This is a genomic window from Rhodoferax sp. LS1R11 (assembly GCF_056521395.1).
Genome location: NZ_JBWMAW010000002.1, coordinates 59,887 through 82,319 on the forward strand (window position 1 = coordinate 59,887; position 22,433 = coordinate 82,319).

Genomic DNA, 22,433 nt, shown 5'->3' on the forward strand with positions numbered 1-22,433 from the left:
GCGTCAGACCCGAATGAAGCTTTTCAAGCGCCTCCGTGGCGCAGGCCCGACCGGCAACGCATAACCCACCCGAGCCCACATTTGCACCGTCTGCGCGGGTTCAGGCGCCTCCAGCAGGCCCCGAATATCGGCATACGGTTTGGCCTGCTCCGGGTATTCCTGCAAGGCCTGTTGCAAGGGCTGCATCGCCACCCCGTGACCGGTGGCGGCCAGCTGCACGCGGGCGTAGGCACGCCCTGCGTTGATCTGGGTAACGCGGTCATTGCCCGCGGTCACCATCCAGAGAAAACCTGCCGTCGAGTCCAGCTTTTTCTCAAAATCCTTGATCTGGCTTGTGGTGGCGTAGTCATCCGGACCGGGCGCCTTGCTGCGGTCAAACAGGCCGACGCGGCTCATCAGCACCACCATCGGATCCAGCAAGGCCAGGCCGTCGCGGTGCGTCGCGACCTCTGAGGCGCCCACGCGCAGCACCTTGTAGGTTTCCATCACCACGCGCGGTGTGCTGAGTTCAATGCGCCAGGCTTCCCCCGCAATGCGCCGGTGCGCAGCCAGGGCCGCGGACTGACTCGCATCGACAAAGCCAAACCGCAAGAGGTTGAGCTTGACCGCCTGCGCCATGGCTTGCCAGGCCTCGGCGGCCACGGGGCGAGCCGTGTCGTACGCGTTGCGGTTGGTGTGACGCTGCAAAATCTGGCCGAACAACGGGTCCTTCTGAACCGCGGCGTCGGGCGTCAGCCGGATACGCGCGATGGGGCGCACATCCACATGACGTGACCCAAAAGTGCCCTGCGGAAACAAGGTGATGTCGGCCCGCAGGCCCCGCTCACGGGCAGCCAGGTCCAGCAGTTCAAGGAAGGTGCCGTGACTCATCATGATCTGGCGGTACTGCGGGTCGGTCTGCGGCAACAGACGGGTCAGGTCACAGCTCAGACCGATTTCGTTGGGCGTGCCCAGATCGACAAACCAGGACTGCAGGTTGTGCGAATGGGGCGCCAGGATGGCGTAACTCAAAAGCCAGCGCCTCACATCAAGGTCCGCCGCCAATTCGTCCCCCGGGCCGTTCCACGCTTCAACGGCTTCAGCCGGCATGCCGGCCGTGCAGCCTGTCAGAGTCGTCGACCCGATGGCAGCAGCCACAGTGCGCCCACCGACGACACGGATGAAATTGCGACGATGCATCAAAAGCCCCTTTGCACGAGTTGACTGATTTTGCATTACCCTTTGCCCCACTGTGCGCCTGTTTGGCACGATGGCCCTCACTTGGACTACCCCCATGAACTGGTTTGACAATTTCGAATTCCGCCACTTCGATGTCAGTGGCGCGCGCATCGCGGCCCACGTTGCTCGTGGCATGCCTGGCGACCGGCCCGTGATGCTGCTGCTTCACGGCTTTCCACAAAGCCATGTGATGTGGCACCGCGTCGCACAACAACTGCAACAGGATTTCTATCTGGTCATGCCGGACCTGCGCGGCTATGGCGACTCGTCCAAGGCACCCGGGTTGCCCGACCACAGCAACTACAGCAAACGCGCCCTGGCACAAGACATGGTGGAGGTCATGGATGCGTTGGGTGTGGCCACGTTCTACCTGTGCGGCCATGACCGCGGCGGACGGGTCGCGCACCGGCTGGCGGTGGACCATCCCACACGGGTGCGCAAGCTGTGCGTCATCGACATCGCGCCCACGCTCGACATGTATGCCGCCACCCACTTCGAATTTGCCCGCGCCTACTACCACTGGTTTCACCTGATCCAGCCGCAGCCGCTGCCCGAGAGCATGATTGGTGGCAACCCGATGGCCTACTTGCATGCCAAGCTCGGAGGTTGGGGTTCTGCCGGCATGGACTACATCGAACCCGCCGCGCTGGCCGAATACGAACGCTGCTTTGGCCAGCCCGAAACCATTCATGCCATGTGCGAAGACTACCGCGCCAGCGCAGGCATTGACCTTGAACATGACCGTGCCAGCCGTGCCGAGCAGGCCCGTGGCGGCGGCAAGATTGCCTGCGACACCCTGGTGCTGTGGGGCGCACGCGGTGTGGTGCAACGCCTGTTCAACCCGCTGGACCTGTGGCAGGCCCAATGCGCGAGCGTGGTGCAGGGCCAAGCTATGGCCGCCGGGCATTTCATCCCCGAAGAATTGCCACGGGAAACAGCGGCCCACCTGGCCGCTTTTTTTACACCGCATGGCTGATCCCGCGTTGTTGCAATCATGGCCGTCCGGCGGTCTGGCCCTGGTCATCGGCGCCACCGGCGGCCTGGGCGCAGCGCTGCTGGAACAACTTGAAAACGACACCTCGTTTGCGGGCGCCGTGGGCCTCTCGCGCGCCAGCGTGCCCGCGCTGGACCTGTGTGATGAAGCCAGCATGGCCCATGCGGCACAACACATTGCCGCACGAGGCCAAGACCTGCGCCTGGTGATTGATGCCACAGGCATGTTGCACAGCCCAGCCCATCAGCCCGAGAAGAGTTGGCAGCAACTGGACCCGGTGCACATGGCCCAGTCATTTGCCGTCAACGCCATCGGCCCCGCGCTGCTGATGAAACACTTTTTGCCGCTGCTACCGCGCCAAGGCAAAGCCGTGTTTGCCACACTGTCCGCCAAGGTCGGCAGCATTGGCGACAACCGCTTGGGCGGCTGGTACAGCTACCGCGCCAGCAAGGCCGCGCTGAACCAGCTGGTGCACACCGCCGCCATCGAACTGCGCCGCCGCCGCCCCGAGGCCGCGTGCATCGCCGTGCACCCCGGCACGGTGCATACCAGCCTGTCCGCGCCCTTTGCCAAAACGGGGCTGAAGGTCATGCAGCCCAGGGATGCAGCGCGGCGATTGCTGGGGATTCTGGACGGACTGGGCGCCTCTGAATCCGGCGGGTTTTTCAACCACGATGGGGTGGCTTTGCCCTGGTAGTTTGGGGGGAAAGATGGCGTTGTCAGAGAGGTTGAGGTGGCGGCATTTGCGAATCTACTGATCAGGTTTTAACGCTGCGCTCAGGAACTCTACGAACACCTGCACGCGTGTCGACAGTTGGTGGCGCTGGGGAATAACCGCATAAATGTCAGCGCTGGGCGTGTAGTACTGCGGCAGTACTTGCACCAGGCGACCACTCGCCAAGTAGCGTTGAATGTCAAATTCGGCTCGCATGAGAACACCCAACCCATCCAATGCCCAGTTGACAGCGATCTCGCCGTCGTTGGTCGACAAATTGCCGCGCACCTTGACCGTCTCAGGTCGTTGCGTGGTCTCGCTGCCCGACGACAGGCGCCACACGCCATAGGCCTCGTCGCCTTGCCGGATCACGATACAGTTGTGCCGCACCAACTCATGGGGCTGCTTGGGTTGACCATGCCTCGCAATGTATTTGGGAGAAGCGCACAGCAAGCGCCGGTTTGAGGCGAGGTAACGCGACAGCACACGGGCATCCGGCGGCTCGCCGAAACGCACGCAGATATCAAAACTGTCGTCTGTGAGGGGCGGCGGGTGCGCTGAAAGAAGCAGTTGAACGTCCACTTGTGGGTACTTCGCCGAGAAGTGAGCGATGAGAGGTGCCACATGCATCCGTCCGAACCCAAAGGTGGCGTTGATGCGCAGCAGTCCCTTGGGTGCCCCCTTGTCGCGGGCCATGAGTTGATTCAGGTCGTCTACGTCGGAGAGGATCTTTTTTGCTTTGTCAAAAAACACATCGCCCTCCGGCGTCAAGCTCATGCGCCGCGTGGTTCGATTCAGCAGTGAGAAACCGAGCCGAGCCTCCATTTGAAGCAATCGTTTGCTCACCGCTGACGTCGTGATGCCCAGTTCCCGCGCAGCAGCGCTCAGGCTCCCGCTGGACGCCACAGCGGCAAAGAAGCTGATTTCGGATGGCTGGATGGCGTTGCTCATGAACTTGGATTATCAACTTTAGGTTGAGACGGGTTCCACTTTACCCCCAAAAACAGGGGATCTCGGCGCTTTAAAGTTCACATACACCAACCAGGAGATCATCATGAACAGTGGAACCAAGGTACTCAAGATCGCAGCGATTCCCGGCGACGGCATCGGCAAGGAAGTCATGCCCGAGGGTCTGCGCGTCCTTGAAGCAGCATCGCGGCGCTTCGGCTTCGGGCTGCAGCTCACACAGATCGAGTGGGCCAGCTGCGACTACTACGCCAAGACCGGCGCGATGATGCCCGACGACTGGAAAGAGCAACTTCAGGACCACGACGCGGTCTACTTCGGCGCGGTCGGCTGGCCGGCAACGGTGCCCGACCACATCTCGCTGTGGGGTTCGCTGCTGAAATTCCGCCGCGAGTTCGACCAGTACATCAACTTGCGCCCTGTGCGGCTGTTCGACGGCGTGCCGTGTCCGCTGGCCGGGCGCAAGGCCGGCGACATCGACTTCTTCGTCGTGCGCGAAAACACAGAGGGCGAGTACACCAACCTTGGCGGTACGATGTACCCAGGTACCGATCGCGAGATCGTGATCCAGGAGTCTGTGTTTTCGCGCTTCGGCACGGACCGGGTGCTGAAGTACGCGTTCGAGCTCGCGAAGAGCCGGGCCCGCAAGCACCTGACGGTTGCAACCAAGAGTAACGGCATCGCGATCAGCATGCCCTGGTGGGACAGTCGCGCTGACGCCGTCGGCGCTGGCTACCCCGAGGTCACCATCGACAAGCAGCACATTGACATCCTCAGCGCACGCTTCGTGCTGCAACCGAATCGCTTCGATGTGGTGGTCGCGAGCAACCTGTTCGGCGACATCCTGTCCGACCTCGGCCCGGCCTGCACCGGCACGATCGGCCTGGCGCCGTCGGCGAACCTGAACCCGGAGCGTAGCTTTCCGTCGCTGTTCGAGCCGGTACACGGCTCGGCGCCAGACATCTATGGTCAGAACATCGCCAATCCGATCGCGATGATCTGGTCGGGCGCGCTGATGCTCGACTTCCTCGGCCACAGCGAGGCGCACGACGCGATCGTCAAGGCGATTGAGACGGTGCTTTTGAGTGGCCCGCGCACGCGCGACCTTGGCGGCAGCGCGTCGACCACCGAGATAGGAAAAGCCATTGCTGAATTAATCTAACTTTCCGGGATCGCGTCGCCAGCTCGTCGAAGGGCAACATACCCTTGGCTGCCACCACCGCGCGGACGTTCAGCCCGTGCGTATTGCTTGAGCAGGTAGCCGCTAAGGCTCGCGGCTATGAACTGGACTCAGCTTTCGCAAGGGCCATCACTTGGACGGTTTTCTGAGCTGCCTATGCGGCAGTGAACACCAAGGCCGACGCCATCGAACATGCCATCATTTTCTGAGCTGCCTATGCGGCAGTGAACGCACCACCAGTACGGCGGGCGGCGGCATCACTTTTCTGAGCTGCCTATGCGGCAGTGAACGTGAGGTACAGGGCCTGACGTTTGAGCTCAGTTTTCTGAGCTGCCTATGCGGCAGTGAACCCGTCCACACCAGTTGGCATGAGGTACATTGCTTTCTGAGCTGCCTATGCGGCAGTGAACGGTTGCTCTGAGCAGTGCGACCTGTTCGAGATTTTCTGAGCTGCCTATGCGGCAGTGAACTTGACTTCGACTTTGAAACCAAAACCCTGCACTTTCTGAGCTGCCTATGCGGCAGTGAACCCCACGCAAGCCCGCGCCGCCATCTCGCGCAATTTCTGAGCTGCCTATGCGGCAGTGAACGCCACGAATTCCACTGATCTAGTGCATCCACTTTTCTGAGCTGCCTATGCGGCAGTGAACGATCACACAACGGAGGGTTAATCGCTCTGCCTTTTCTGAGCTGCCTATGCGGCAGTGAACTGACAGGCTGACCCGTCATGGGATCAATGACCTTTCTGAGCTGCCTATGCGGCAGTGAACACAAAGCCCTTGCATCATGGCTTCTTTCCACTTTTCTGAGCTGCCTATGCGGCAGTGAACGCAGTCAGAGCCAGCGTTGTCAGCCATCCATTTTTCTGAGCTGCCTATGCGGCAGTGAACTTGAAAGCGTTGTAAGCGTCCAGGTCTTTCGATTTCTGAGCTGCCTATGCGGCAGTGAACTTTGGTCGCTGGTTTGTTAGTAATTGGGTATCTTTCTGAGCTGCCTATGCGGCAGTGAACTCAACGAGAAGTTGCCGCCCATGGTCAACAGTTTTCTGAGCTGCCTATGCGGCAGTGAACGCCCGCGTTCTCCACGATTTTGGCCGCGGTGTTTTCTGAGCTGCCTATGCGGCAGTGAACCTGGACGGCTTCTATAAATTGCAGCTTCGTCCTTTCTGAGCTGCCTATGCGGCAGTGAACGGCAAGGGCGCGGCAATGATGCGCGTCAGAGCTTTCTGAGCTGCCTATGCGGCAGTGAACGAATTTGAAATCAACACGCCAGCCCGCCAGGCTTTCTGAGCTGCCTATGCGGCAGTGAACGATGAAGCGGCCACGTTCTTATGGCCGGTGAATTTCTGAGCTGCCTATGCGGCAGTGAACCGCATGGTCAAGCCCTGGGCGATGAACCCGCTTTTCTGAGCTGCCTATGCGGCAGTGAACTTCGAGGGCGTCTTCTGACCAATTCACCTCTTTTTCTGAGCTGCCTATGCGGCAGTGAACGTTACGTGTCAGACCATGCCGTGAAGATCAAGTTTCTGAGCTGCCTATGCGGCAGTGAACTTTTACGCCGACCACGGCGTCTTCATTGGCCCTTTCTGAGCTGCCTATGCGGCAGTGAACGGTGAACCATCGGCAAGTGGCCTCATGACGTATTTCTGAGCTGCCTATGCGGCAGTGAACAAAATGGATACAGCACTGATTGAAGCCGCATCTTTCTGAGCTGCCTATGCGGCAGTGAACAATGGATGTGGCAGGGTGCACGCTAGCAATGATTTCTGAGCTGCCTATGCGGCAGTGAACCATCCGAAAGCGGGTGTTGTTCTTCTCACCCATTTCTGAGCTGCCTATGCGGCAGTGAACACTAACTCTCGCAGGGCCTGCCCAGTACTTGTTTTCTGAGCTGCCTATGCGGCAGTGAACTTTTTATCATCGACCGCTACGAAATCCGCTACTTTCTGAGCTGCCTATGCGGCAGTGAACGCCTTCGCGCTCACGATGCTGGCCCGCAAAGTTTTCTGAGCTGCCTATGCGGCAGTGAACCTCCCATCGGGGCGGCGCTTGCTGCTCAGGTTTTTCTGAGCTGCCTATGCGGCAGTGAACCATGATCGTCGCAATGGTGAGATTGGCCAGCATTTCTGAGCTGCCTATGCGGCAGTGAACGCGCCTCTCCCTGATCTAAAGCCTCTCGCTGATTTCTGAGCTGCCTATGCGGCAGTGAACGCCAGCATGTCGATCAGCGTTTGCACGTCGCTTTTCTGAGCTGCCTATGCGGCAGTGAACTTGAAAGACGTGCTTCAGAAGTGTTTCACTGCTTTCTGAGCTGCCTATGCGGCAGTGAACGATCCGATCAGCTTGTGCTGCAGTTTCATCACTTTCTGAGCTGCCTATGCGGCAGTGAACGTGCCGCCTGAAGAATTTCTGATCTCGCGCAATTTCTGAGCTGCCTATGCGGCAGTGAACCTTCGGCGCTGTACGCATGGGCGGTGGGGCTCTTTCTGAGCTGCCTATGCGGCAGTGAACAGCGGTCGCGCTCACCGTGACATTGCCAAGCCTTTCTGAGCTGCCTATGCGGCAGTGAACTTAATCAAGACAGCCTGACCGTCATATCCAAATTTCTGAGCTGCCTATGCGGCAGTGAACTCAATCGCCTGACGGCGTGTCATCTTCAGTCTTTTCTGAGCTGCCTATGCGGCAGTGAACGGACGTGGGAACCGCTTGCCGTAGATACGTCTTTTCTGAGCTGCCTATGCGGCAGTGAACACCTCCATGACACCAGCAGAGCGCATGGCCCTTTTCTGAGCTGCCTATGCGGCAGTGAACGTTCATGGACGTTAAAAAAGCCACTTTGGACATTTCTGAGCTGCCTATGCGGCAGTGAACGATGATGACTTTGATGTTTCGCTCGCTAGTTATTTCTGAGCTGCCTATGCGGCAGTGAACGTATTTTTTCATGGTGTCTTTCGTTGCGGTCATTTCTGAGCTGCCTATGCGGCAGTGAACTCAATCAACTTCATGGAACCAAAAGCGAAGACTTTCTGAGCTGCCTATGCGGCAGTGAACACTATTGCAACAGACGCTAGACGCCCTTGAGATTTCTGAGCTGCCTATGCGGCAGTGAACCCAGCGGCTTCGCGGGATGCGCGGATGGCTTCTTTCTGAGCTGCCTATGCGGCAGTGAACTTGAGCCGTTGGCTCGGGTCATGTTTAACGAATTTCTGAGCTGCCTATGCGGCAGTGAACGTGGTGTACGACGTCACTACCACCAAAGGCATTTTCTGAGCTGCCTATGCGGCAGTGAACATTCGCGGCGGCGGCAAGGTGCTGCGCGGCCTTTTCTGAGCTGCCTATGCGGCAGTGAACATGGAGTCGATTGCACAGCAGCATGCTATGGGTTTCTGAGCTGCCTATGCGGCAGTGAACCCAGTGATTCCGTGTATTAACACATCTTTAATATTTCTGAGCTGCCTATGCGGCAGTGAACCCAATGTAGTCTTTGGGGTAGCCGTTCCACGCTTTCTGAGCTGCCTATGCGGCAGTGAACTAGGGGACTTCCAACTTTGCTACAAGCCAATTTTTCTGAGCTGCCTATGCGGCAGTGAACGCGGTGCGTCCGCTTTGGTAGATGCCGCCGTTTTTCTGAGCTGCCTATGCGGCAGTGAACTTTCGCAAACGCGCCGTGTCGGCTACGTTCCTTTTCTGAGCTGCCTATGCGGCAGTGAACGGCACAAGCCCCCCAATAGGCCACCTTCCAATTTTCTGAGCTGCCTATGCGGCAGTGAACAAACCCGGTACTGCAAGTGGTTGTCACACCATTTTCTGAGCTGCCTATGCGGCAGTGAACGCTACACAACTTCAAATGTTGTGGCGCAACTTTTTCTGAGCTGCCTATGCGGCAGTGAACCAGGGCCTTGCGGTCCTCCTCAACCTTGATCTTTTCTGAGCTGCCTATGCGGCAGTGAACGCATTTCTCAATTACGCAAGGTCGTTCGCGCTTTTCTGAGCTGCCTATGCGGCAGTGAACAGAAATGGATGACGAGTCCAGTCGTTGCGACTTTTCTGAGCTGCCTATGCGGCAGTGAACTCCCCATCCCCCACGATGACGAGTCCCACAATTTTCTGAGCTGCCTATGCGGCAGTGAACGGCGACACCGCTGCCAAAGCTGTGGCCCTGGCTTTCTGAGCTGCCTATGCGGCAGTGAACTTGTGTTTTTAATCGATCGATGTGCCCGTACATTTCTGAGCTGCCTATGCGGCAGTGAACAAGTACGTGCAGGCGGCGGCACCTGTTGAAGTTTTCTGAGCTGCCTATGCGGCAGTGAACGCCAAGAGAGAACACTGGTTCGCCTGCATCACTTTCTGAGCTGCCTATGCGGCAGTGAACGGCAGCACCTACAGCGAGCGCCGCCCCGGTCTTTTCTGAGCTGCCTATGCGGCAGTGAACTCCGGGTTGAGTCGCAACTCGTTTCCGGTAACTTTCTGAGCTGCCTATGCGGCAGTGAACTTGTTCAGCGACACCAGCCGCCACCCAGGGCATTTCTGAGCTGCCTATGCGGCAGTGAACTAGCGGCCTCGTCGTTTGTCATGCCGTTAATCTTTCTGAGCTGCCTATGCGGCAGTGAACCAGGTCGATGGGCAAACCATCGGCGGCAAGTTTTTCTGAGCTGCCTATGCGGCAGTGAACCCCGAGGCGCGGTAGTCAGCGTTTTTGCTGGCATTTCTGAGCTGCCTATGCGGCAGTGAACTAGTAGAGAAAACAAGAACAAAAAACGTAGTATTTCTGAGCTGCCTATGCGGCAGTGAACACGTCAAAAAACAAGGAATTGATGTCGTAGTATTTCTGAGCTGCCTATGCGGCAGTGAACTCGCAGCGCTGGTGTAATAGCGCACGGTGCCGTTTCTGAGCTGCCTATGCGGCAGTGAACCACTGACTTTGATGCGCGTTTGATCTCTGCTTTTTCTGAGCTGCCTATGCGGCAGTGAACTCAATGATCGTTCGTGATCTGGTTTTTGAGTTTTTCTGAGCTGCCTATGCGGCAGTGAACGTTGTGATGCTTGATGATCCCGGATTCGTCGATTTCTGAGCTGCCTATGCGGCAGTGAACATCAAACGTGCCCACAGCGGCAGTCCAGATATTTTCTGAGCTGCCTATGCGGCAGTGAACCTAGCCGTGACGTTTTCACCGGCGGTCTCTACTTTCTGAGCTGCCTATGCGGCAGTGAACAGATACTGCTCGACTAATGCGATTCGCAAGTCTTTCTGAGCTGCCTATGCGGCAGTGAACCCGCACAGTTTATGCACATGACGGCTTTAATGTTTCTGAGCTGCCTATGCGGCAGTGAACCTTGCTTCTTGGCTTTACTAAGTTTCTGTGCTTTTCTGAGCTGCCTATGCGGCAGTGAACGGGATTCCGGCCTTTCAACTCATTAACATAACTTTCTGAGCTGCCTATGCGGCAGTGAACTGGCGGGCGTCTCCGAAACTCACGCTTAGCGCTTTCTGAGCTGCCTATGCGGCAGTGAACTAGAGACAAATTCGCGTAAGTACCAGTCAAATAAGCAATTTGAACCAAGATAAGCGCGCCAGCCATAAAAAATGAGAGGCGTGTAAGTCGTTGATTTTTAAGGAACTGTTGAAGATCCCTAAAAAAGGGTCAAAACCAAGGGATTGTCGCTTCCTGACTCAACCCGTAGGCGTTGAAGTCGCCTGGGATCGCACCAGACAGGATCGGCCCGTGGTGGATAAACAGCCTGAAGGGCTGCCCCGTGCTGGTGCTGCGCAATTGAACAAAAGGCAGGTGTGTAAAGCGCGCCACGTCGTCCGGAATGCGCTGGCACGCCTCCTGCTCGCTCAGCGCGTGACGACGCATCAGCCGTCGGCGCAGTCGCTCGGGGCTGCTCTTGACCTGCACACGCTTCACCACGCGATGCTGCGCACTGTCGGGCACCCGCGCGGGTTGTGTCAGTGCGACGTGGTCACGCATACCGGCAAGCCAGTCGCTCGCCAATAGCGTTGTCAGGGCACCAAGTTCTCCGTGCAAGCGAAGGCGTGTACCCAGATGTGCGCCCACTCCATCCACGCCCGGCAGACTCACGCCAATGCGCTTGCACCCCTGCGCCACCAGCACCCGGTGCAGTTTGGCGTAGAGCGCACTCATCAGCTGGTTGGCCGGGAACTCCGGGTCCGGCTGCACCTCAATGTCAACATAGTGATCCATGGCGTCAGTCCTTGCCTGCGTCGCCAAACACGCCGCCGCGAATCAGGGTGGCCATCACAAAATGCTGCTGCTCAGGCGCGGGGGTCTTGTCCTTGATCAGCCAGCCGTCGAGCAGCGAATAAAAATCCACCTTGTCGGTCGGTTTGCGATAGGCCTTGCCCTGCGTCGTCACCGAGCCGTAGGGTTCCACGGCAATCGGGCCGTTCTGGTCGGCTTCGGGGTACCAGGTGTCAATGGCGCGCAAAGCGTTACCCACTTTTTGCGAGTGCATGGCGGCGATGTTGTTAACGGAGTAGAGCGTTTTGCTCTTGCCGCTTTTTTCCTTGTCCAGAATGAGTTCCTGTGAGGGGAACACTTCCTGCCCAGCGCCGATGCGCACAAAGGCGGTGACTTGCAGCAGCACATGGTGGCTGCCCGCCAGACCATTGGCAATCAGGCTGCCCAGTTGCGCTAACCCTGTGGCGGCTGCGGGTGGGGCGTCAAAATGCCGCAGCGACAGTGCCAAAGCGTCAAAAGTCCAGCTCTGCGCGGGCAGGCCATTGACTAACTGGGCCACCTGCACTTCCACCTGCTCAGCGCCAAGACGATTACGCCAGAGAAAGCGCCCATTGGCCAGGTTGCAAGCGTAACGGCGAGCCAACTCGCCAAAACTGTAGGCATCGACATAAGCTTTCACCGTGTCAAGCAGTTTGCGCTGATAGTCGGCGTTGTTGCAGGCCGACGGCGTGCCCGCGCCGCTCAGCACACGCAGGGTGAAGCTGACTTTGAGCGTGTCGGCATCGGCAGGCAAAGTGGCCACGTCCACCGTTTGCAGGTTGGGGTTTTCGATGGCTGCATCAAGCTTTGCGGGGTCTTGGTCCTTGGTTTTGAGGCGGTTGGAAATGGTGCCGCGCACCGATTTGGCACGCACGGTCACGCTGGGCCATGTCGTGCTGGCGGTACGGTCGGCCCAAAGGCCGGAAGAAAACAGGGCATCAGACGGGTCGAGCTTGCGCTCGAAGGCCAACACGGAAGCGGTTTTGAGGGCGGTGGTTGCCATGGGAGAACTCCTTGAATTTAATTGGTATGAGAAACGGACGCGGGACGAAAAGCATTGAGGCAGCGGTACAGGCCGGTGGCCGGGTCGTCAAGCCGCCACAACAGCTGCTCGACATCACTGAGGCGGTGTGGGCTGATCCACTGCCCCATGGAATAGATACTTTCCACAAACTGGAAGTGCACGTTGGCATCCCGCGCGCCAGCGACGGTGCCGGGCGGGTGCAAGGCGGTCAGTGGCGCAAAGCCGACGGGAATCGGCACGATCCAGCCCGGGCGGGTATCGGTTACCCACTCAATAGTTTCAAGCGGCTCACCTGTTTTTTCATCCGTCGTGTGGCAGCGGGTGGCGCGGTGGTTGATTCGGGACAGGTCAAGCCATGCGTCCAGCAGCGTGGCACCAGGTTGGATTGCTTGCAGCTCAAGCTGGCGAGCCTGGAGCACGTCGTCTCGAGACACCAGCGCAAAACCGGGTAGCCAGCGGCGACTGAATCGACTGAATTGCTTGGCGCGTTCTTCCTCTTTATCCGGTAACAACGCCAGCAGCGGGCGTGGCGGGTTGCGAAAGGTGCCAGGCAACGCGGGCATCACGCTGCCACCCGCCACGCGCATGCCTGCGACCAGCTCTCCGATATGGGCGGCCAGTTGAGCACGTTCGGCTTCGCCTGAGCGGGCGACGTCCAGCTCGACATCAAACACCAGGGTGATGTCGAGGTGGGCCCGGCCCTCTTCCACAATCGCAGCGGTGCCGCCGTCTTGCAGCACCGGGTTGCGCGTGAGGTGAAAGCTGCGGGTGTAGCCGCCCCGCGTGACCTGAGGCTCAAAGCCATGACAAATGACGCCGACGCCATGCAGGGCCAAACCCGCTTGCGGCCCCAGGCGCCGCTCCAGCGCCGTCATCAAGCCGGTGAAGGCGGTGATGGCCGGAAACCCCCAGGTCAAAGGGCTGGAAATGGTGTTGGCGTTTTGCACCCGCAGGCGTGGCAATACCAGCAGTGCATTGCATGTAGTTTCTTCAGTCGGCATCACGCCCCTCCCGTTCTTCGGCTTTGATTTTTTCGTGCATCTGTTTGCGCCATTCCAGAAACTCGGGGTCGCCCATCGGCAGCGGGTCGCGCAGCTGGGCGTTGAGCCAGTTGGCAAACGCGGTACTGATGCGCTCATCGGTATCGGTGGGCAGGGGTCGATCAGAGTCAATGCAGGCTTGCTCTACGCCGTCAGGATCGAGCCAATGCTTTTCTGCGCTGGCCAGGCGGCACTCGGTGGATTGGCTCCAGCCCGGTGCCAGTGTGCGAAGTTCCGCCGTAAATTGCAGAAACTCGTCAATCAGGGTCTTGACCATTTCCGCCCGGTTGGCACGGGTTTCAACGTTACGCGCCGGGTCGGACTTGAGAAAGACCAGCAAGGTTTTGACTTGCTGCCTGACTTCGGGGCGACGGCTGTAGCGCAGGAACATCGAATCGGTGTTGAGCAGTGGTTTCAGCTCAACCGAGCGCCAAATAGGCGGCAGCGAAGCCAGCAAAAGATTGTTGCCGCGCCGTTCGCTGTTGAGCTGGCTGATGTTTTGCGGCTTGGTTCCGCCGAGTTGTTGAATCGCCAGTTGCGGGTATTCACGTACCGGGCGGTCACTGAAAGTGCCGGCTTTCCGGGCATCGCGGGCGGCTTTGGCGTCTTCGCTGAAACGGTCGTCCTGCACCGTCTGGTACACATGGTGCGCCAGCGAACTGGCATACAGCGGGGCCAACAGGTGGTAGTTGGCGTCGTCATGCGGGTCATCACCGGTCAGCCAGTAAAGCTGTTTGGCGAGGGTGTGCGAAGCGACCCGACCGCGCGGGTCGACCAGCCCGGCAAAAGCGCTGATCCAGGCGGTTGCTTGCGCGGGATCGTCACTCAACGCAGCCGCCAGATCAGCATTCCGGGCCAGCACCAACGTCAGCAGGCTGCGACCCTGGTAGATCAATTTCAGAAATTTATGGACATCCAGCGCGGCGGCGTTGCCGACCACATCGCCTGCAAAGTCCTCACCCAGACAGTGACTGCCCACGACAGGCAACTCAGGCAGTGCCTGCGGTGGACTGTAAAGGTTGGTTCCTTTGGCATCGGGGTGAATCGGCTTGAGCGAATGCGTGACCGCCTGAATCTGCCCGACACGCCGGGCAGCGTCGTCAAGCCAGGCGGAGGGGATGAAATCTTGCTGAAGTTCAGCACGTTTAGGGTCGTCAGGGGCGAGTTTTTCGAGCTTGTCATTGAGCCGTTTTTGTAAAAAATCAGCAATGAGGGCCCGCAATTCGGTGACACGTTGCGGATCGGGGTTTGGCATTCAGGTTCCTCCCTTTAAGTTGGCTGTACAAATCGTACTACATCCATTACACGTTTAGTGTTAATAATTTTGTATATTTTCAATAGTGTAAGCTTTATGGACTGCTGAAAAGCAGCTCAGAAAATTACGCGTTTTGTGTTTTTTTACTGCCGAATAGGCAGCTGGTCGACCATAGTGTTGGCCTTTTTATACCCGCGCCTTCGTGAACCCCAATGCCGGATGAAAACGCCAACCGTTGGCGTTTTCGGGCAAGGTGACGGTGCCAAAGCGGCGGGCGCAGTCGGTTAGCGACATATCGAGTTCAGTGGCCAGCTCAGTAAGGGCGTCCCAATAGCAAGTCTGCCCCCACGCGCTGATCCCGTGGCCCTGAACGTCTTGGTCGGCAATGCGATGGTGTTGCGACGTCTCCACCTTGACCCCCAGTTTTTCGCCGCGCCGACCATTGGGTTTGTCCATCAACAAGACCAGCTCATAGTCGTCTTCATCGTCGTTCGGGCGCAGTTCCAGATCAACCCGTTTCAGGGTGTCGAGCCGAAACGGCTGCTGCTGCGGCAACACGGCGGTGAGCAGGGCATCGGCGGGCGGCAGCAGCCACCAACTGGTGGCGTTGAGAACGGGTGTACTGCTGCCCGATAAAGTTGACTTACGCTGACGCACACCAGGTGCCGCGGGGGCTGCATTGATCGCTTGTACCAGCATGGTGTGGCGCATGCGGGTGTGCTCCAGATCGACAAGCCGGGTGCGTGGCTGCAACTGTGCGGAGGGCCTTGCCACGATGCGGGGGCGGGCGTCAATCACCTCTCGTTCAGCGGCCGATAGCAGCTGGGTCAGGCTGTGGGTTTCCATCAGAAAAGCGATGCTTTCAAACCCCGGCTTACAAAACGCAGCTCGGCCAGGCTCACGAAAATGGCGCAGATTGGTGTCAAAAACGAGCAAATTTGGGGATTGGCATTCACCGTCGCGGTGGCGCCGGATGCGCCCGGCCAATTGAATCAACGAACGCATGGATGAGGGCTCTACCACCGCCCAGTCATAGTCGTGATCCCGCCCCACTTCGGTCACCGGGGAGCCCAGAACAATAAATAGCTGATCGGGTTCGTCGTGGGCGTCGAGTAGTCGACGGATGGCGGGCAATTGGAAAACGGGTTCAGGCTGCTCACGGTCTGGCCAGCGGCGATTCAATGCCTGATCCAGTTGGTGCTCAATCGCAGAACGGATCAGCAGCGGAAACTGTGAGTGATAGGTACACAAGTGGATCCGCACGCCATCGGGCACACCCAGACGGTACAACGCCAGCGCCACGTCCACCAGCGGCTCGATATTGGCCATGCGGATGAGCCCAAAGCTGACTCGCTTGGCACTGTGAGGGTCAATACTGTGATGTTGTTCGTGCAGCGCCAGAGCGGCTTTGAGCGCAATACCGGCAAACTGCTCGGGCTGTTGATCGCGGTCAGCGCCCAGATTCAGGGGCAATAGCGCGCAGCGCCTGCGCACTTGGGCAGCTGCCAGGCGGTCGTGGCGTTTAGCAGCAAAGGCGTCATGCGCCGCAACAAACCCGGGAGAATCCCCGCAATCGGCCTGCGCTTGGTTGAACTCATCGAACCAGGCGCAGCACACTTCGGACATGGGCTCGCCAGTGCCTGGGCGTTCACCCCGGTTGCGTTCAAAATGCTGACGGCCATTACGGTATGCCTCAAACAGACCCTGCACCAAGGCTGGCGGCAAGGTGGCCGATGACAGCAGAACCCGCGCGCCCAGCAGCCCGGCCCAGTGCACCAGCCGGGTGAGCGCGGGCAGGTCGCTGATGTCAAAGTCATCGGGCTCGTCCAGCACGAGGTCACCACTCATCAAGCGCAACATGGGGGCAATCTGGCGCCCTCCGCGTTCGCTTTCGGTGGCGGGCGTCAGGTGATCAATGGTGCAGACTAGCAGCGGTGCGGCCAGCAGCGAGCGCACCTGCGGGTCGTGCATCACACGGCGTAGCAGCGGGTGGGCATCGTGGTTGCCCTCAAAACGGACGTAGGAATCTTCATCGAGTAGCGACTGACGCGATGCGGAACCGGTGGCTTCGGCCTGCTGCTCATAGTGCTTGAACAACGCCCGGCTAGCTGAGCCGCCAACCCGGATTGCTAAATCGTCGTCGCCCAGACCCAGCAAGTCGCGAAACGCCCGCCCCGTCTGGAGCGTGAGGGTGCGCAGGCCCATGGCAAAGGCGCAGCGCATGCCGCGTTCAGCATCGGCCAGTGCGTACATGATGCGGGCATTGGCCAGTGTTTTTCCGCAGCCAGTAGAGGCCATGTTGACGATGAAGGCACCGTGTCGCATCGACCGTTCACGCATCGCCGCTGCCGTGTCAGCGGCCTTGTCTTGCCAGCGAAAACGTGCATCTTGTGAGCGTTTACGCAGCCCTTTGTGGCGAGCCAAGCGCGGAAGCTGTTCGTCAAAACGCGGCAGTGCATGAGTCACCTCGGCGCTGTGCTGGGTGACGCCCAGCAAGTGTTCGTCCAGCGTCTGGTTGAAATCACCGGGGCCGCCATTGGTATTGGCGTAGAGCGGGTAGCCTTTGGGTACTTCGACGCGGCCAGTGTCTTTGCCTGACAGGCTGGAATAGTGGTGATCGGCCAGCATCAGGCACAGCCTGGAAATGTGCATCACGTATGGATTGGCCAGCCAGTTGCCCTTGCCAGGCTGGGCGCACAAGGTTTTCAGGCGTTGCGCCAGGCGGGCAGCACCCTTGCGCCAGAGTTCGGTGATGACCGGCAGGCCGTGCGGAAAACTCCAGTACAGGGGTAAATGGTTGGCGTCGCCGCCATCGGTTCGTTCGTTCCAGCCCGCGTCGATGCGCTGGAGCACGTTGGACAGTTGTCCAATTTGAAAATCACCCCGACTGCCATCACTGTTGTATGGCAACGTAGGCAACCGGTGGTGCGAGACCACCAGCCAACCGATTGCCTGTGCCAGAGGAGCCCGCGCCATTGCGGCAAATGGCGAGGGAACAGATCCGTCCAACCCGTCCCGCCGTAATCTCCCCTGTCGATAATCCAGCCAGGCAGCATCGTCCGCTGGCGTGGGTGCGGCCAGCCGGGCCAGCCAGGTAGCGTCGTCGTCTGAGCCAACGAATGCTTCAAACAGGCGTAGCGAAACCCATTCGTGCCGGTACTGGTTGCGTTCAATGAGCTTACCTTCCAGCCGCATCTGAAAGGCGCGGCTGGCTTTACCCAAATCATGCAGCAGCGCGGCCAGAGCAGTCAACAAATGAATATCTTCGCCCGTGTGCCAATCGTTTTCATCGTGACGGCGCAAGATGTTGCGTGTCGTGGTGTTGGTAGGCACTGCGCCCTGACCATTGAACCGGCTTGCATCGCCGACGGTCCACAGCAGTTCGCTGTGATCCAGTCCGCGTATCCAATGACAAGCGACCGCCGTGTTTTTACGTGCGGTTTTACGCAACAACTGACGTAATGTCTCAAGGCCCTCTTTGGTGATGGGCGTTTGCCAGGTTCGCTCCCCGCGCCGCTCGCCAAACTGATCAAGGATGCGTCGTGTTTCTGTAAGCGCCCGTTTGTCGCATTGCGAAATGAGCAGGATATTCACGCGCTGGCTTTGTCCTGAGCGACTCGACCAACCTTAAGCGCCACTGCCTTGAGGGTATCGATCATGAAGTCCAGCGATTCGCTGCGGGTCAAGCTCTCAATGCAGGCCTGACGGAACTCCTGCTCTGAGTCGCCTCGCATCGCCGAGATGAATGCCTGGGGTAGGATGACCGCATCCTTGACCAAATCGGCGACATCGAACACCAGTCCACCACGGCGGGTTTTTCCGTGTAACACGGCCAGACCGTGCGGGAGACCAAGCACCCAGGTTGCCGTAGCGGCCAATCCATAGGCCAGGTAATTTCCGTGGTCCAAAAACTGATTGGCGGTGTCGAGGCTGTTGCCGCGTTGACTGCGAACAAAGTCGCCGTACCGGGTCGCCTCGGCGACCAGCCGATACAGTTGCTTGGTCAGTCGCCCTTCCTCGGTCAATAGCTCCATTTGGTTGGCAGCGGTTGTGATGCCTTGCAGAGATTGCTTGAGCAGTTGGTCCAGTACATCGCTATCAACTGTGCATGGACTGTCTTTGACATGCCCCATCCTTTTCCATTGTTGACAAACCCGCTCCAGACGAACTTGCTGAAATTCTTTGGCTGCGGCAAGACGCAAACTGTCGTCAAACCAAAACCTCACCCAATGTTGCAAATACTCGGTTGGGCGGTATTCGCTTTGAGGCGAAAACCAGGCCACTTCAATATCCATTTCGTTGGCGCTGAACAATGGCGTTCCACCGCCACCGCAGAATCCCAGCAGTACGCCCGCTTTGGCTAACTCCCGCATGGCGGCTTGGGTCACAGACGTACCTGTTCCCAAGAGAACAGTGGTCGTATTTGCTATCGGTATGTTCCAGTACAGGGAACGTTTACCTTCGTCAGTGACATATTCGACCCGTCCCCCGTTGACGAGAACCCGGCAATGCTCAAGGTAGTAGATATTGGCTCGCTTGGAGTGCAATATTGACTTCAGATTGGTTGCGCTAATGTCACTCAATGAAAACCAGTAGGTAATGCGGTTTTGGCGCGGTGGGGTGGTTGTCAGTGCCGTGTGAAGTCAATCGGCAGAGCAGAATATTCATCTATATCGTTTAAGAGTACAGCGATTGCGCTGCCTAGTTGCTGAAAAAGTGAATAGAACGCCTGATAAGGTGAATGTATTCGGGATATTGGCCACTAGCTATCCCCCATTTGGGGGATTCGGCGAGCCTTTGTCACTTGTTGATTTCAAAGGAGTCCGTACTGCATTTGAATCATTCCAGCTGGGCGTGATACTTGATCTGCTGCAACGGTCGAAACCCACGGTCAATCCTGACTACACTGATTCAGATGAGCCCCACCCCTCAAGCGCATCGTGCGCGAGACCTCCATGCTTCCTATTACTGGAGTGGTGATGCCATCCGCAGTCGCAGCGTGAGTGATGTCGTGCTGTCAGGTACGGTCGATGTACCTGCGCCACCGGCCAGGCTGGTGGTCGATTGGAAAAGAGAGACCTCGTTGCGCCTGGGTCTGGAGGCCGGAGACGTCGAGGCATTGCCTTTGGCGCGAGCGCGTATGCGCTGGCCGGACTACAGCCAGTGCGTGCAGGTGGTGTCCGATTGGACGCGCACGCTCGGTCTGGGTGACGTGCTGGCCGCCAGTGATGTCGCCCTGATGGCCTGCCGCGGCGCGAAGTACCACCACGACGGCGCACAGTATGGCGGTGCCGCCTTTTGCAATCTCTTCCTGAGCGAAGACAAGGGGCTGGACCTGCATTTTCCGTCTACAGGTCATCGCATCCCCCTGACCCGGGGTACGGTGGTGATCTTTGATACGGGCCAGCCTCATGCGGTCATTGAGCGCCACAGCGATGGCTTTAATGTGGCCGACTTTCCCCCTGAACGGGATTGCACCCAGATATTCCTGACCTGGGAGCTTCCCATCGAGCATGTCCATGTCGCGCACGCACTTCGAATCGTCTTCGACATCGACCCTTCAACCTCTTTGCGGCTGGATGATGAGCAAGTCTGGCTGAACGGTGCACGGGCCAGTGTGTGTCCGGATTCTGGCCGGTGGTGCCCAGCTGACTGAACAGGTGGATCGGCGCTCTGATTTCGGCGTCCAGCGCACATTGGCGTTGGTTCGCTTGCGCACAGACGGGGGAATGTTGTCGCGCCATATTGAGGGTCTGAACAACAAACCACAGGGAAAACGCCATGTGCAGTCAACATGTCTTAACTCAAATCTTCCCCAAGGGCATCGTTCGCAGCCGGAGTGAGACGGCCGGGGGTTTTTTCGAAGTCATCGGGCTTCGCGGGCCATGGGAGCCCGAAAATTGCCAAATTTTGGCCAACCGTAGTCACCCCAATGGCCAACAGCCGTTCTCACGCAGAGCAAGCTACCTGGTTCGAACCAGGGATTACGACTTGTTTTTCCATGTCTGCAAAGACGACACCAAGAACCCCAGCGAGTTCGTGATGGGACACATCTGCGCAATTGCCGACGAAATCCGGGGCCCCGAGTTGCGAAGGGATGCGCTCAAGTACATCTCGGAGACCTGCAAAAAATACACAGCGACCCAGCACAAGGCCAACAATCCGGATGATGCAGTCGACCCCTACGCCGAACTCTCACGGCTCACGCTGAATGAAATGCAAGACTTCCCGTGGCTTTACCAAAGCGGCTTGACCCGTGAGGCCTTCGCACGGTTATGAGAGCACTCGGGCGTTCCGCTTGTTCAGCATCCCCAGTCCCAACAAAACCACGAACGAGAAGACCAGCATGCCACCCGCCAGCCAATGCGCTTGCCCGTACTCCATGGCTTCCACATGCCCATAAATCTGGGTGGAAATCACGCGAGTGGCACCAGGGATGTTGCCTCCCAGCATCAGCACAATGCCGAACTCGCCAATGGTGTGTGCAAAAGTCAGTATCGCGGCGGTCACAAAACCGGGCCGGGCCAATGGCAAGGCAACCGTGAAGAAGGCGTCCAGAGGGCTGGCCCGAAGCGTCGCGGCAACCTCCATCGGGCGAGTACCGATACCCTCAAACGCATGCTGCAGAGGCTGCACGGCGAAAGGCAAGGAGTAAACAACGGACCCCATCACCAGCCCGGCAAAAGTAAACGGCAATGCGCCAATGCCCAGCCACTGTGTGAGCTGCCCTCCGGGGCCGTCGGGCCCCAGCATCACCAGCAAGTAAAACCCAAGCACCGTAGGCGGCAGCACCAAAGGCAGGGCAACGACCGCACCAATGGGGGCCCGCCATCGGGAGGTGGTGTTCGCCAGCCACCAAGCCAGTGGGGTGGCTAAGAGCAACAACAGGAGGGTGGTCAGACTGGCCAGTTTGAGCGTCAACCAGACGGCATCCAGGTCAGCAGCGCTATAGGGCATCTTTGTAGCCTAGAGTTCGTATCCAAATGACCGAATAATGGCGCGTGCCTTGTCCCCTTTCAGGTAAGCCACCAAGGCAGTCGCAGCCGGATTGTCTTTGCCCGATGAGAGCACGACGGCGTCTTGCCGGATGGCCGTATGCAGGTTGGCAGGAACGACCCAGGCGGAGCCTTCTGTGAGGCGGCCATCAGACGTCACTTGTGAAAGTGCGACAAACCCCAGAGCGGCGTTACCCGTCGCCACAAACTGGTAGGTTTGAGCGATGTTCTCCCCTTGAACCAAGCGCCCTTGAAGCCCTGGCAACAACCCAAGCCTGGTCAAGGTTTCCATGGCCGCTGCACCATAGGGCGCCAGCTTCGGGTCAGCCACAGCAAGGCGTTCAAAGGCTCCTTTGCGCAGGACTTCGCCTTTGTCATCCACCCATCCTGGCTGCCTGCTCCAGAGCACCAGCCGCCCAATGGCGTAGGTGAACCGTGTGCCAGGAAGCGTTAGTCCTTCTTTTTCAAGCCGCGCGGGGGTTTCGTCGTCCGCCGCAAGCAGCATCTGAAACGGGGCACCATGCTTGATTTGCGCATAAAACTTGCCGGTCGAACCAAAGGAAAGCCCCGCCTTGTGTCCGGTCTCCTGCTCGAAGGCAGCGGCAATTTTTTGCATCGGAGCCGTGAAGTTGGCCGCGACGGCCACACTGACATCTGCCGCATGCGAGAGCCCAGCCGACAGGAGGCCGAATACGATGAGAAGTCGTGACAGTTTTTTCATGAAGTTCGCTATTCCATTTTTAACCAACGAAGTTTACGCGGCACTTTTCCTCACGCCACTATACGGTGATGACTCCCCCGCAAT

15 protein-coding genes and 1 CRISPR repeat array are annotated in these 22,433 nt (G+C 58.5%); of the genes, 5 read left to right on the top strand and 10 right to left on the bottom strand.

Annotated features, from left to right (window positions below; genetic code table 11):
* Positions 1–3 precede the first annotated feature (3 nt).
* Positions 4–1,179, bottom strand: a complete 1,176-nt coding sequence (locus AC097N_RS03035; protein ID WP_479579265.1) for an Acg family FMN-binding oxidoreductase — start codon at positions 1,177–1,179, stop codon at positions 4–6.
* A 94-nt stretch (positions 1,180–1,273) separates the two neighbouring features.
* Here AC097N_RS03035 and AC097N_RS03040 point away from each other — a divergent pair, with 94 nt between their 5' ends.
* Together AC097N_RS03040 and AC097N_RS03045 are read left to right on the top strand one after the other, a co-directional pair.
* Positions 1,274–2,194, top strand: coding sequence for an alpha/beta fold hydrolase (locus AC097N_RS03040; protein WP_479579266.1), 921 nt, complete (start codon positions 1,274–1,276; stop codon positions 2,192–2,194).
* The gene (locus AC097N_RS03045) at positions 2,187–2,909 is read left to right on the top strand and encodes an SDR family NAD(P)-dependent oxidoreductase (protein WP_479579267.1); all 723 of its coding nucleotides are present in this window, start codon (positions 2,187–2,189) and stop codon (positions 2,907–2,909) included. Before AC097N_RS03040 ends, AC097N_RS03045 begins: the two co-directional genes overlap by 8 nt.
* 54 nt (positions 2,910–2,963) lie before the next feature.
* Here the strand turns inward: AC097N_RS03045 and AC097N_RS03050 are convergent, their stop codons facing one another.
* The gene (locus tag AC097N_RS03050; RefSeq protein WP_479579268.1) at positions 2,964–3,878 is read right to left on the bottom strand and encodes a LysR substrate-binding domain-containing protein; all 915 of its coding nucleotides are present in this window, start codon (positions 3,876–3,878) and stop codon (positions 2,964–2,966) included.
* A 103-nt stretch (positions 3,879–3,981) separates the two neighbouring features.
* Between AC097N_RS03050 and AC097N_RS03055 the strand changes: the two genes are divergently transcribed.
* On the top strand, positions 3,982–5,055 hold the full coding sequence (locus tag AC097N_RS03055) for a tartrate dehydrogenase (protein WP_479579269.1): 1,074 nt from the start codon (positions 3,982–3,984) through the stop codon (positions 5,053–5,055).
* 160 nt (positions 5,056–5,215) lie between these two features.
* Positions 5,216–10,585: a CRISPR direct-repeat array (repeat unit 28 nt; unit sequence TTTCTGAGCTGCCTATGCGGCAGTGAAC).
* A gap of 129 nt (positions 10,586–10,714) precedes the next feature.
* Here the strand turns inward: AC097N_RS03055 and cas6f are convergent.
* The 6 genes from cas6f to cas1f all read right to left on the bottom strand — a co-directional run bounded on the left by cas6f (position 10,715) and on the right by cas1f (position 19,216).
* Positions 10,715–11,278, bottom strand: a complete 564-nt coding sequence (gene cas6f, locus AC097N_RS03060) for a type I-F CRISPR-associated endoribonuclease Cas6/Csy4 (protein WP_479579270.1) — start codon at positions 11,276–11,278, stop codon at positions 10,715–10,717.
* A gap of 4 nt (positions 11,279–11,282) precedes the next feature.
* Entirely contained in the window at positions 11,283–12,317 is a 1,035-nt protein-coding gene (gene csy3 / locus AC097N_RS03065) for a type I-F CRISPR-associated protein Csy3 (RefSeq protein WP_479579271.1), read from the bottom strand.
* Between the two features lie 17 nt (positions 12,318–12,334).
* On the bottom strand, positions 12,335–13,339 hold the full coding sequence (gene csy2 / locus AC097N_RS03070) for a type I-F CRISPR-associated protein Csy2 (RefSeq protein ID WP_479579272.1): 1,005 nt from the start codon (positions 13,337–13,339) through the stop codon (positions 12,335–12,337).
* Positions 13,329–14,633 (bottom strand): type I-F CRISPR-associated protein Csy1, encoded by a 1,305-nt coding sequence (gene csy1, locus AC097N_RS03075; RefSeq protein ID WP_479579273.1) that lies wholly within the window; start codon positions 14,631–14,633, stop codon positions 13,329–13,331. Before csy1 ends, csy2 begins: the two co-directional genes overlap by 11 nt.
* Positions 14,634–14,819: 186 nt before the next feature.
* Positions 14,820–18,227 (bottom strand): type I-F CRISPR-associated helicase Cas3f, encoded by a 3,408-nt coding sequence (gene cas3f, locus AC097N_RS03080; RefSeq protein WP_479579274.1) that lies wholly within the window; start codon positions 18,225–18,227, stop codon positions 14,820–14,822.
* The gene (cas1f, locus tag AC097N_RS03085; RefSeq protein WP_479579275.1) at positions 18,224–19,216 is read right to left on the bottom strand and encodes a type I-F CRISPR-associated endonuclease Cas1f; all 993 of its coding nucleotides are present in this window, start codon (positions 19,214–19,216) and stop codon (positions 18,224–18,226) included. Before cas1f ends, cas3f begins: the two co-directional genes overlap by 4 nt.
* Positions 19,217–19,548: 332 nt before the next feature.
* Here cas1f and AC097N_RS03090 point away from each other — a divergent pair, with 332 nt between their 5' ends.
* Together AC097N_RS03090 and AC097N_RS03095 are read left to right on the top strand one after the other, a co-directional pair.
* Positions 19,549–20,289, top strand: coding sequence for a hypothetical protein (locus AC097N_RS03090; protein WP_479579276.1), 741 nt, complete (start codon positions 19,549–19,551; stop codon positions 20,287–20,289).
* Positions 20,290–20,624: 335 nt separating this feature from the next.
* The gene (locus AC097N_RS03095; RefSeq protein ID WP_479579277.1) at positions 20,625–20,912 is read left to right on the top strand and encodes a hypothetical protein; all 288 of its coding nucleotides are present in this window, start codon (positions 20,625–20,627) and stop codon (positions 20,910–20,912) included.
* On the opposite strand, the gene modB is transcribed toward AC097N_RS03095, so the two are convergent.
* Complete coding sequence (gene modB, locus AC097N_RS03100) at positions 20,907–21,590, bottom strand: molybdate ABC transporter permease subunit (protein WP_479579278.1); 684 nt, start codon at positions 21,588–21,590, stop codon at positions 20,907–20,909. The genes AC097N_RS03095 and modB overlap by 6 nt on opposite strands.
* Before the next feature lie 9 nt (positions 21,591–21,599).
* Complete coding sequence (gene modA, locus AC097N_RS03105) at positions 21,600–22,349, bottom strand: molybdate ABC transporter substrate-binding protein (RefSeq protein WP_479579279.1); 750 nt, start codon at positions 22,347–22,349, stop codon at positions 21,600–21,602.
* Positions 22,350–22,433 lie beyond the last annotated feature (84 nt).